The sequence below is a fragment of the Streptomyces sp. CLCI03 genome, from assembly GCF_053615355.1.
Genome location: NZ_CM132132.1, coordinates 1,008,117 through 1,020,270, shown reverse-complemented (window position 1 = coordinate 1,020,270; position 12,154 = coordinate 1,008,117). Strand labels below are relative to the sequence as shown.

Sequence of the window (12,154 nt, the reverse complement as noted above, 5' to 3'; positions counted from 1 at the left end):
CCCAAGGGAAGGGGCGGCGGAGATGACCGTACGCATCGGAATCAACGGCTTCGGACGCATCGGCCGGAACTACCTGCGCTGCGTCATGGAACGCGCGGAGACGAGCAACGGCACCCCCATCGAGGTGGTGGCCGTCAACGACCTCACCTCCCCGGCTGCGCTGGCCCATCTGCTCACCTACGACTCCACCTACGGCCGACTCCACCGCACCGTTGATCACGACGGCGAATCCATTACGGTGGACGGTCACCGCATCGCGGTCACGTCCCGGCGCGACCCCGCCGACCTCCGGTGGGACGCGCTCGGCGTGGACGTCGTCATCGAGGCCACCGGACGCTTCCGCACCAAGGAGGAAGCGGGCCGGCACCTGACGGCAGGAGCACGCAAGGTGCTGCTGTCCGTCCCCGGCAAGGGCGTCGACGCCACCATCGTCATGGGCGTCAACGAGTCCGCGTACGACCCGCGCGTCGACCACGTGATCTCCAACGCGTCCTGCACCACCAACTGCGTGGCTCCCATGATGAAAGTCCTCAGCGAGCGCTTCGGCATCGTCAAGGGACTGATGACCACCATCCATGGCTACACCAACGACCAGGTCGTGCTCGACGGCCCGCACAAGGACCTGCGCCGCGGCCGCACGGCCGCAGTGAACATCATCCCGACCAGCACCGGCGCTGCCCGCGCCGTTGGCCTGGTGCTCCCCGAACTCGCGGGCACCCTGGACGGCATCGCCGTGCGCGTGCCGGTCGAGGACGGCTCGCTGACCGACCTCAGCCTGGTACTGGCACGGCAGGTGTCCGCACAGGACGTCAACGACGCTTTCCGGGAAGCCGCCGAGGGACCGCTGAAGGGCGTCCTGAGGGTGAGCGATGCCCCTATCGTCTCGCGCGACATCGTCGGCGACCCCGCCTCGTGCATCGTGGACGCCCCGCTGACGCAGACCAACGGCGACCTGATCAAGGTCTTCGGCTGGTACGACAACGAGTGGGGCTACACGAACCGTCTCGTCGACCTGACCCAGTACGTCGCCACGCTGCTCGACGCCCGGTGAGCCGGCGGCAGCCCGGGCGGCGGACGCCGTAGAGGCACGGAAGGCCCGGTGGTGGCGCAAGCCTCTGCGTCTGCGCTGCCACAGGTGCCGGAGACCATCGGGCCCCGTCCAGGGACCTTCGGGACCTCCGCCGAGGACGCGTCCCGGGCAAGGCTGTAGGTGACAGGACGGAACGGGTGGCCACCCCGGTGGCCGGCCACGTGTGGCCACAGCGCCACCCATACCCAGGGAGCTTTCCATGACACAGGCGACCAGCGACCCCCGCACCACCACCGACGGCACCCCGTCGGACACGCTCATCGCCGTGAACCTCCTGGTCGACAACGCCTCCAAGGCGCTCGCCGACTTCGAGTCCTTCACGCAGGAGCAGGTCGACCACATCGTCGCCAAGGCCTCGGTGGCCGCCCTGGATCAGCACACCGCCCTGGCCCGCTCGGCGGTGGAGGAGACCGGGCGGGGTGTCTTCGAGGACAAGGCGGCGAAGAACATGTTCGCCTGCGAGCACGTCACCCACAGCATGTCCCGGGCGAGGACGGTCGGCGTCATCGGCCGTGACGACATCGAGGGCATCATCGAGATCGCCGAACCCGTAGGTGTGCTCTGCGCGGTCACGCCCGTCACCAACCCGACCTCCACCACCATCTTCAAGGCGTTGCTGGCGCTGAAGACACGCAACCCCGTCGTATTCGCCTTCCACCCCTCCGCGCAGGCATGCAGCACCGAAGCCGCACGCATCGTGCGGGACGCCGCCGTCGCCGCCGGAGCGCCCGAGCACTGCGTGCAGTGGATCGAGGCTCCCTCCATCGAGGCCACGAGCCTCCTCATGCGACACCCAGGCGTCGCGATGATCCTGGCGACCGGCGGCAACGCCATGGTCAAGGCCGCCTACTCGGCCGGCAAGCCCGCCGTCGGCGTCGGCGCCGGCAACGTGCCCGCCTACGTGCACCACAGCGCCGACCTGCGCCGGGCGGTCCACGACCTCGTCCTTTCCAAGTCCTTCGACAACGGCATGATCTGCGCGTCGGAGCAGGCGGTCATCCTGGACACCGACGTGTACGACGAGGCGCTCGCCGAATTCCGGCGCCTTCACGCGTACGTCGCCACGGCCGAGGAGAAGCGGAAGCTGGAGACCTACCTCTTTCCGCCCGACCCGGCCGGCCGGCAGGGCCGCGTCAACCCGGCAGCCGTCGGACAGAGCCCCGACCGGATCGCCGAGCAGGCCGGGTTCACCGTACCCGCGGACACCTCGCTCATCCTGGCCGAGGCGAGCCACGTCGGGCCCGACGAGCCGCTGACGCGGGAGAAGCTCTGCCCCGTCCTCAGCGTGCTGCGGGCCGGGTCCACCGAGGAGGGCTTCGACCTCGCGGCAGACATGGTCGACTTCCACGGGCAAGGACACAGCGCAGTGATCCACACCGGGGACCCGGCCCTCGCCGAGCGCTACGGCCGTCGCATGAAGACCGTACGGATCATCGTCAACTCGCCGTCCTCGCAGGGAGCGATCGGCGGCATCTACAACCGTCTGGTTCCGTCCCTGACCCTGGGCTGCGGTTCCTGGGGCAGTACTTCGGTCTCGGACAACGTCTCGGCCGCCCAGTTGCTCAACATCAAGCGCGTCACCACCCGGCAGAACAACATGCAGTGGTTCAAGGTGCCGCCGAAGATCTACTTCGAGCCCCAGGCCATCCGCTACCTCGCGGCAATGCCCGACGTCCACCGCGTCACCGTGGTCACCGACGCGACCATGACCCGGCTCGGTTACGTGGAGCGCGTCAGCCGTGTCCTGCAACAGCGGCAGCAACCCGTGACCATCCAGGTCATCGACGACGTCGAGCCGGAGCCGAGCATCGACTCCGTACAGCGTGGCGCCGCTCTCATGCGCGACTTCCGGCCGGACACCATCATCGCCCTGGGCGGCGGATCCCCCATGGACGCGGCGAAAGTGATGTGGCTGCTGTACGAACAGCCGGACGTCGACTTCGCCGACATGCGGCAGAAGTTCTCCGACATCCGCAAGCGCGCCTTCCGATTCCCCGTGCTCGGCAAGCAGGCCCGTCTCGTCTGCGTTCCCACCACCTCGGGAACCGGCGCCGAGGTCACCCCCTTCGCCGTGATCTCCGACCCTGCGACCGGCAAGAAGTACCCGCTGGCCGACTACGCCCTGACCCCCAGCGTCGCGATCATCGATCCCGTCCTGACCAACGACCTGCCGGCGTCGCTCGCCGCCGACAGCGGCTTCGACGCCCTCACCCATGCCACCGAGGCGTACGTCTCCGTCTATGCCAACGACTTCACCGACGGTCTGGCGCTGCACGCCATCAGGCTGGTCTTCGACCACCTCGAGGCGGCGGTCACCGGCGAGGCGGCACAACGGAGCGTGGCACGGGAGAAGATGCACAACGCGGGCACCATCGCCGGCATGGCCTTCGGCAACGCCTTCCTCGGCATCGTCCACGCGATGTCCCACACCCTGGGCGCCACCTTCCACATCGCCCACGGGCGGACCAACGCGATCCTCCTGCCGCACGTGATCCGCTACAACGGCACCGTTCCCGGCAAGCTGACGGGATGGCCCAAGTACGAGAGCTACCGCGCGCCCGAGAGGTTCCAGGACATCGCCCGCGCCCTCGGGCTCCCCGCATCCACCCCCGCCGAGGGCGTGGCCTCGTACGCCGCCGCGGTGGAACGCCTACGGGACGCCGTGGGCATCGAACCGTCCTTCCGCGCCCTGGGACTTGACGAGGCCGCCTTCATCGGCGCGCTGCCGCAGCAGGCGCTGAACGCCTATGAGGACCAGTGCGCCCCGGCCAACCCGCGCATGCCGATGCTGGACGACATGGAGGACATCATGCGCGCGGCCTACTATGCCGGGCCGCGGCCCCTTCCCTCCTTCTGACCGCGCGTAGGGCGGCGGCCCCTCTGCGGGCGGGCCGCCGAGGCCGTGTGGGACCCGGGGTCCAGGGCAGCCATCTGGGGCGCGGCCGCGTATGAGGGCCATCCGGCCCTGGCTGAAGGTCCCACTCGCACGGCACGATGCAGTGGATCCGCCGGCGGGCGGACGATTCGGCGGACTCGGAGTGTGCGATGACGGACAGCAGCGGCGGCCTCACCGGGAAGGAACCGGTCAGGGTCTTCCTCCTCGACGATCACGAGGTCGTGCGCCGCGGTGTGCACGATCTGCTGGACGCCGAGCCGGACCTGACCGTGGTGGGGGAGGCGGGCACGGTCGAGCAGGCGCTCGTCCGTGTGCCCGCGCTGCGCCCGCAGGTCGCCGTCCTGGATGTGCGCCTGCCGGACGGGGACGGCGTGAGTGTCTGCCGGGAGCTGCGCTCCCGCATGCCCGACCTCGCCTGCCTGATGCTGACGTCGTTCGACGACGAGGAGGCGCTGCTCGACGCGATCATGGCCGGTGCTTCCGGATACGTGCTCAAGCAGATCACCGGAACCGACCTGGTGAACGCCGTGCGGACGGTCGCCTCCGGCCAGTCCATGCTGGACCCCGGCGCTACGGCGCGGGTGATGGCCCGGCTGCGCGGCGGACCTCCACAGGAGGAGCTTCCCCAGGGTCTGCCCGGCCTGACGGAGCGCGAGCGTGAGATCCTCGCTCTCGTCGGGGAAGGGCTGACCAATCGTGAGATCGGTCAGCGGCTCTACCTGGCGGAGAAGACGGTCAAGAACAACATCTCCCGGCTGCTCGCCAAACTGGGCGTCGAACGGCGAGTGCAGGCCGCCGTCATCGCCACGCAGGCTCTGGCCGCCCAGGGAGACCAGAACGGGCGGCTCGGCAAGGTGTGACGGTTGTGCCGGGATCTGAGCGCAGGTTCACGCGCCCGCGAAACGGCTGAGCGGCCCGGCCCGGCGTCCTTCTCGGACGTCGGGCCGGGCCGCTTCCGCATGTCTGCCGGAGAGGCCGGCCGGGGCCGTCCCCGAAGCGGGGCGGGGCCGTCAGGCGTGCGACACGACAGCTACGGGGCAGTGGGCGTGGTGCCAGAACTGCATGGGCGACCGACCGCCCGGCGGTGTGCGGTCGTGTGGGGCCTACAGGACCCGCAGCAGGGACCTGTGGCCCCTCGGCGGGTGGGTCGTGGGCAGGTCACTGTGGAGATGCAAGGCCCTTCCCCGTTCTCCCGAGGAGCCGTTCATGTCCCGCACCGTCACCGTCGGCTTCGACGGATCCCGTGAGAGCCTCGCCGCCGTGGACTGGGCTGCCGGGGAGGCAGTGCGCCGCGCGGCGCCGCTCCGGATTCTCCAGGTCTGGAGCAAGGACGACGATCCGCGTACCCGCCTGGTGGCGCCTGCGACCGCTCAGGGGTGGGGTGAGCGGGCGCTCGGTACGGCGGGGAGGCGACTGCGCCGACGCCACCCGGGTCTGCGGACCGAGACGCAATGGGTCTGCGGTGACCCGGTGGAGGAGCTGTGTGCCGCCGCGGACGAGGCGGAGCTGTTGGTGCTCGGCTCCCGTGGCCTGGGCGGGCTGGCCGGCTTCCTCGCCGGATCCGTCTCGCTGGCCGTGCTCGCCCGCACCCGGCGCCCGGTCGTCCTGGTCCGCCCGCACAACCGCCCGGCGGCCGGGGAGGACGGACCGGCCGGAGAGGTCGTGGTCGGCCTGGACGTGTCCGCACCCGGCGACGAGGTGCTCGCCTTCGGCTTCGCGGCGGCCGACCGGTACGGCTGCGGTCTGCGGGTACTGCACACCTGGGCCGTTCCGTCGCTCTACGGAGCCGACATGGGCGCCGCCCTGCAACTGATGTGGGCGGAAGTCGCGCAGGACGCGCGCCGGGCGCTCGACGAGGCGCTGGCCCCGTGGACGGAGAAGTACCCCGGTGTTTCCGTCGTCCGTGAATGCCGCCAGGGCCGGCCGGCGCAGGACCTCGCGGAAGCCTCGCGAGGGGCCCGGCTGGTCGTGGTGGGTCGCCGGAACCGGCGTGCGCGGATCGGCACGCACATCGGGGCCGTCACCCACGCCGTCATCCACCACTCCCTGGCTCCCGTCACGGTCGTGCCGCACGACTGACCGACCGAACCGGCCGCTACCGTGCGGCATGCCGCCCCGCTTCCCGGGACCCGACATCCACCGAAGAGACAGGCGAGCAGCCATGACCACCTATGTGTACGACTTCTCCGAGGGCGGCCGGGACATGGCCGGTCTCCTGGGAGGCAAGGGAGCGAACCTCGCGGAGATGGCGCGCATGGGCCTGCCCGTGCCGCCCGGCTTCACCGTCACCACCGAAGCCTGCCGGATCTTCCTCGCCACGGGGCAGGCTCCGGACGGCCTCGACCGGCAGATCGGCGAGCATCTCGCGGCGCTGGAACGAGCCGCCGGGAAGCGGCTCGGCCAGGTGGACGACCCGCTCCTGCTCTCCGTCCGCTCGGGGGCGAGGTTCTCGATGCCGGGCATGATGGAGACCATCCTCGACATCGGGCTGAACGATCTCTCGGTCCTGGGCCTGGCCAAGACCCCCGAGCGCGAACGCTTCGCCTGGGACTCCTACCGGCGCCTCGTGCAGATGTTCGGCAGTACGGTCATGGGCGTCGACGGCTCCCACTTCGAGGCGGCGCTCGCCGCCGTCAAGCAGCAACACAGCCGGGGCGACGACACGCAGTTGGACACCTGCGACCTCATCCGGATCGTCGAGACCTTCAAGGACCTGATCCACGAGCGGACCGGGGAGGAATTCCCGCAGGATCCGGCCGAGCAACTCCGGCGGGCGGTACTCGCCGTCTTCACCTCTTGGAACGGCGACCGCGCACGCCTGTACCGCCGGCGCGAGCACATTCCGGACGATCTGGGTACCGCGGTCACCATCCAGACCATGGTCTTCGGCAATCTCGGTGCGGACTCAGGCAGCGGCGTCGCCTTCACCCGGGATCCGGCGACCGGCCGACAGGGCGTCTACGGCGACTACCTGCCCAACGCCCAGGGGGAAGACGTCGTCGCCGGCATCCGCAACACCGCGCCCCTCCAGGACTTGGCCGGTCTCGACCCCGCGTCGTTCGCGCGGCTGCGCGGCTACATGGACCGGCTGGAGGCCCACTACCGCGATCTGTGCGACATCGAGTTCACCATCGAGCGCGGCACACTGTGGATGCTCCAGACCCGCATCGGCAAGCGCACGGCCCAGGCCGCCTTCGCCATCGCCTCGCAGCTAGCCGACGAAGGACTGATCAGCGAGCGGGAAGCGCTGGGCCGGGTCGGCGGCGAGGCGCTCGCACGGCTGATGTTCCCCCGCTTCGCCACCACGGACTCGAGCGAGGTCATCGCGCGGGGCGTGCCCGCCTCACCGGGAGCGGCCGTGGGCGCCGTCGTGTTCGACTCCGCGGAAGCGGTCCGCAGGGCGGCCGCCGGCGAGAAGGTCGTTCTCGTACGTCAGGAGACGACGCCCGACGACCTGCCGGGCATGGTCGCCGCCCAGGCGGTGCTCACCAGCCGGGGCGGGAAGACCAGCCACGCCGCGGTCGTCGCGCGCGGCATGGGCAAGGTGTGCGTGTGCGGCGCGGAGGACATCGTCGTGGACACCCGGGAGCGGCGCTTCAGCGCCGGTGGCGTGACGGTCCCCGAAGGCACGGTCGTCTCCGTCGACGGGTCGGAAGGCGTGGTGCGCCTCGGCTCCGTACCCCTGGTCGACTCCGACGTCATGCGGTACTTCGAGGAGGGCGGCGTGCTGCCGGCCGACGGCACGGCCCGGCAGCCGGTGCGTGATGTGCACCGGCTCATGCGGCAGGCGGACGCCGTGCGGGGCCTGGAGGTCAGGGCGAACGCGGACACCCCCGAGGACGCGGCCCGCGCCCGTCGCTTCGGTGCCCAGGGGATCGGCCTGTGCCGTACCGAGCACATGTTCCTCGGCGACCGGCGCCCCCTGGTCGAGGCGATGATCCTCGCGCACGGCGACACCGAACGAGAGGCGGCACTCGCGGCGCTGCTGCCGCTCCAGAGGCACGACTTCATCGGCATCCTCGAAGCGATGGACGGCCTGCCGGTCACCGTCCGGCTGCTCGACCCGCCACTTCACGAGTTCCTGCCGGACCGCACGGAACTCGCCGTCCGTCTCGCACGCGGCGAAGCGCTCGGCACACCGGCCGATCCGCACGACAGCGAACTCCTGGCGGCCGTCACGCGCATGCACGAGGAGAACCCGATGCTCGGCCTGCGCGGCGTGCGCCTGGGGCTGGTGGTGCCGGGGCTGGTGGCCATGCAGGTACGGGCCCTCGCGGAGGCCGTCGTCGCGCGCAGGCGTGCGGGCGGCGACCCTCGGGCGGAGATCATGGTTCCGCTGGTGGACGCGGTCGAGGAGCTCCACCTCGTACGGGAGGAAGTGGACCGGGTCCTGGCAGAGGTTTCGCAAGAGACCGGCATCGACGTCACCTGCCCGGTCGGAACCATGATCGAACTGCCCAGGGCGGCTCTCACCGCCGGCCGGATCGCGAAGGAGGCGGCGTTCTTCTCCTTCGGCACGAACGACCTGACACAGACCACCTGGGGATTCTCCCGCGACGACGTCGAAGCCGCGTTCTTCTCCGCGTACCTCGACAAGGGCGTCTTCCCCGTCTCCCCGTTCGAGACGATCGACCGTGAAGGCGTCGGCCGGCTGGTGCAGATCGCGGTCGAGGAGGGCCGGGCAGCTCGCCCGGACCTGAAGATCGGCGTGTGCGGGGAGCATGGAGGAGACCCCGCTTCGGTCCACTTCTTCCACGGGGCCGGCCTGGACTACGTCTCCTGCTCGCCCTTCCGTGTCCCGGTCGCCCGCCTTGAGGCCGGCCGGGCAGCCCTGGAAGCGAACGGCACCGACGCGAGCGCATAGCCCCCGCACCGTGCTGCCCGGGGGCGCGGAGAGCCGCGTCGTCATGCACCCGTACCCGCCGCGGCTGCCGGGTAGGGCTCGTGACGCTCTGCGGGAGGGCCCATGGTCCCTCGCCCCGACGGGACCACAGGCCCTCTCCGCCCCGCTCACCGGGGCCGGTCAGCGGGCTCCGCCTTGCCTCTTCGACCCTGGCCGGCGACACAGCCGACGGGAACCATCAGCAGTGAGAAAGGGCGATCGCCCACCTCGCCTCCGCCCCGGCCCAGGAGATGACGACATGACCGTGACCGTCCAGCACTCTGCCGACCCCGGCCCCCTCGTCACCCGGTCGTGGCGTGGTTTCACCGGCGAGGAGTGGCAGCGACACATCGACGTCCGTTCCTTCATCCAGGCCAACTACACGCCCTACGAGGGCGATGCCGCATTCCTCGCCGGTCCCACGGAGCGCACCCGCACCGTGTGGAAGACCGTCACCGCGCTCTTCCCGGAGGAGCGCCGCAAGGGTGTGCTCGACGTGGACACCGCCATGCCGTCCACCATCACCTCCCACGCGCCCGGCTACATCGACCGCGACCTGGAACTGATCGTCGGATTGCAGACCGATGCGCCGCTGAAGCGGGCGATCATGCCCAACGGCGGGCTGCGGATGGTGGACAACGCGCTGCGCGCGTACGGCTTCGAACCGGATCCGTTCGTCACCAAGGTCTTCGGCACGTACCGCAAGACCCACAACGACGGTGTCTTCGACGCCTACACCCCCGAAATGCTGGGCGCCCGCAGGGCCGGCATCATCACCGGCCTGCCGGACGCCTACGGGCGAGGCCGCATCATCGGCGACTACCGCCGCGTCGCCCTGTACGGAACCGCCCGGCTGATCGAGGCCAAGCGAGCCGAGCGGACCCGGCTGGACGAGACACCGTCCACGGCCGACGTGATCCGCGACCGCGAGGAACTGGCCGAGCAGATCAGGGCACTGGGCGAGCTGGAACGGATGGCCGTCTCCTACGGCTGCGACGTGTCCCGTCCCGCAGCCACCACGCACGAGGCCATCCAATGGCTCTACTTCGGCTTCCTCGCCGCCGTGAAGGAGCAGAACGGCGCGGCGATGTCCCTGGGCCGCACCTCCACCTTCCTGGACGTCTACCTTCAGCGTGACCTCGACGAAGGGACAATCGACGAGAGCCGCGCCCAGGAACTCATCGACGACTTCGTGATCAAGCTGCGGATCGTGCGGTTCCTGCGCACACCGGAGTACGACGCGCTGTTCTCCGGCGATCCCACCTGGGTCACCGAGTCGATCGGCGGCATCGGAGAGGACGGCCGCTCCCTGGTCACCCGCACGTCCTTCCGCCTTCTCCAGACCCTGTACAACCTCGGCCCCGCCCCCGAGCCCAACCTGACCGTGCTGTGGTCCCCCCGGCTGCCGGCGGGCTTCAAGCAGTTCTGCGCCCAGACATCCATCGACACCAGCTCCATCCAGTACGAGTCCGACGACCTCCTTCGCCCCCGCACCGGCGACGACACCGCGATCGCCTGCTGCGTCTCCGCGATGGCGGTGGGCAAGCAGATGCAATTCTTCGGTGCCCGTGTGAATCTGGCCAAGGCGCTGCTGTACGCCATCAACGGCGGCCGCGATGAGATGAACGGCGATCAGGTCGCCCCGGCGACGGCCCCGCTGACCGGCGAGCAGCTCGACTACGCCGATGTGGCCGACGCGTACGACCGCACGCTGGACTGGCTCGCCGCGACCTACGTCAACGCGCTCAACGTGATCCACTACATGCACGACAAGTACGCCTACGAGCGCATCGAGATGGCCCTGCACGACCACCCGGTGCATCGGACGATGGCCTGTGGCATCGCTGGTCTGTCCGTGGCGGCCGACAGCCTCTCGGCCATCAAGCACGCCCGTGTCAGAGTCATTCGGGATGCCACCGGGCTCGCCGTCGACTACCACGTCGCGGGCGACTACCCGACCTACGGCAACGACGACGACCGCGCCGACCGCATCGCGGTCGACCTGGTCCGCTCCTTCATGGCCAAGGTGCGCCGCCACCCGGCCTACCGGGGGGCCGAGCACACACAGTCGGTGCTCACCATCACCTCCAACGTCGTCTACGGCAAGCACACCGGCAACACCCCCGACGGCCGCCGTGCGGGTACGCCTTTCGCCCCGGGCGCAAACCCGATGAACGGACGTGACCGACACGGGATGGCGGCATCGGCGCTGTCGGTCGCGAAGATCCCGTATGACCAGGCCCGCGACGGCATCTCCCTGACGTCCACCATCACACCGGAGGGCCTGGGGCACGATCCGGCCGAACGTGCGGAACACCTCGTCGGAATCCTCGACGCCTACACCGCCGCAGGCGGTTTCCACATGAACGTCAACGTCCTCGACCGAGCCACCCTCGAGGACGCCATGGAACACCCGGACAACTACCCCGACCTGACCATCCGCGTCTCCGGCTACGCCGTCAACTTCGTCCGCCTCACGCGCGAACAGCAACTCGACGTCATCAACCGCACCTTCCACGGTGCGCGATGACCACGGGCCGCATCCACTCCTGGGACCTGTCCACCGGCGTGGACGGGCCCGGCACCCGGTTCGTTCTCTTCCTCAGCGGCTGTCAGCTGCGCTGCCTGTACTGCGCCAACCCCGACACCTGGCACATGCGCGACGGGCAGCCGGTCACCGTGGACGAAGTGGTGGGGCGCATTGAGCGGTACCGGCAGTTCACCACCTTGGCCGGTGGAGGCGTGACGCTGACCGGAGGGGAGCCTCTGCTCCAGTCCGCCTTCACCGCCGAGGTGTTCCGGCGCTGCAAGGAGCTCGGCCTGCACACCGCACTGGACACCTCCGGTGCCCTCGGCACTCGCGCCGACGACGCGCTCCTGGCCGATACCGACCTGGTCCTGCTCGACATCAAGTCCTTCGACGCCGGCGTCTACCGGCGCCTGACCGGCGGCCACCTTGCACCCACCCTCAACTTCGCCACCCGGCTGAACCGTCTCGGCGTCCCGACCTGGATCCGCTACGTCCTGGTCCCCGGCTGGACCGACGATCCGGCTGCCATCGATGGGCTGGGCCGCGTCCTCGCGGAACTGGACAACGTCGACCGCGTCGACGTCCTGCCTTTCCACAAACTCGGAACCCACAAGTACGACTCGCTCGGCATACCCTTCCCGCTCCGCGACAATCCGGTTCCGGACGCCGCACTGGTCGAGCGCGTTCGCGACCAGTTCCGGGCGCACGGCTTGCGGGCACGGTGAACCAGCCGAATGCGCGTCACATGAGACAGCG

At 70.0% G+C, this 12,154-nt stretch carries 7 protein-coding genes; all 7 read left to right on the top strand.

All coding sequences use genetic code 11. The features are described from left to right. Nucleotides 1–22: 22 nt before the first annotated feature. Complete coding sequence (gene gap, locus ACWG52_RS04805; RefSeq protein ID WP_453127910.1) at nt 23–1,051, top strand: type I glyceraldehyde-3-phosphate dehydrogenase; 1,029 nt, start codon at nt 23–25, stop codon at nt 1,049–1,051. Nucleotides 1,052–1,289: 238 nt separating this feature from the next. Next, nucleotides 1,290–3,947, top strand: a complete 2,658-nt coding sequence (gene adhE, locus ACWG52_RS04800) for a bifunctional acetaldehyde-CoA/alcohol dehydrogenase (RefSeq protein ID WP_389811229.1) — start codon at nt 1,290–1,292, stop codon at nt 3,945–3,947. Nucleotides 3,948–4,135: 188 nt separating this feature from the next. Next, nucleotides 4,136–4,846: a response regulator gene (locus ACWG52_RS04795; protein ID WP_389811232.1), complete on the top strand. Its 711-nt coding sequence runs from the start codon at nt 4,136–4,138 to the stop codon at nt 4,844–4,846. Between the two features lie 346 nt (nt 4,847–5,192). Beyond that, nucleotides 5,193–6,065 (top strand): universal stress protein, encoded by an 873-nt coding sequence (locus ACWG52_RS04790; protein ID WP_389811235.1) that lies wholly within the window; start codon nt 5,193–5,195, stop codon nt 6,063–6,065. A gap of 82 nt (nt 6,066–6,147) precedes the next feature. Beyond that, nucleotides 6,148–8,850 (top strand): pyruvate, phosphate dikinase, encoded by a 2,703-nt coding sequence (gene ppdK / locus ACWG52_RS04785; protein ID WP_390140816.1) that lies wholly within the window; start codon nt 6,148–6,150, stop codon nt 8,848–8,850. A gap of 277 nt (nt 8,851–9,127) precedes the next feature. Beyond that, nucleotides 9,128–11,398, top strand: coding sequence for a formate C-acetyltransferase (gene pflB, locus ACWG52_RS04780; RefSeq protein ID WP_453127907.1), 2,271 nt, complete (start codon nt 9,128–9,130; stop codon nt 11,396–11,398). Continuing rightward, complete coding sequence (pflA, locus tag ACWG52_RS04775; protein WP_389811244.1) at nt 11,395–12,123, top strand: pyruvate formate-lyase-activating protein; 729 nt, start codon at nt 11,395–11,397, stop codon at nt 12,121–12,123. Before pflB ends, pflA begins: the two co-directional genes overlap by 4 nt. Nucleotides 12,124–12,154: the final 31 nt, after the last annotated feature.

Bases quoted from the DNA above. Each gene is read 5' to 3' on its own strand.
- gap (WP_453127910.1), top strand. From the start codon at position 23: ATGACCGTACGCATCGGAATCAACGGCTTCGGACGCATCGGCCGGAAC.
- adhE (WP_389811229.1), top strand. From the start codon at position 1,290: ATGACACAGGCGACCAGCGACCCCCGCACCACCACCGACGGCACCCCG.
- ACWG52_RS04795 (WP_389811232.1), top strand. From the start codon at position 4,136: ATGACGGACAGCAGCGGCGGCCTCACCGGGAAGGAACCGGTCAGGGTC.
- ACWG52_RS04790 (WP_389811235.1), top strand. From the start codon at position 5,193: ATGTCCCGCACCGTCACCGTCGGCTTCGACGGATCCCGTGAGAGCCTC.
- ppdK (WP_390140816.1), top strand. From the start codon at position 6,148: ATGACCACCTATGTGTACGACTTCTCCGAGGGCGGCCGGGACATGGCC.
- pflB (WP_453127907.1), top strand. From the start codon at position 9,128: ATGACCGTGACCGTCCAGCACTCTGCCGACCCCGGCCCCCTCGTCACC.
- pflA (WP_389811244.1), top strand. From the start codon at position 11,395: ATGACCACGGGCCGCATCCACTCCTGGGACCTGTCCACCGGCGTGGAC.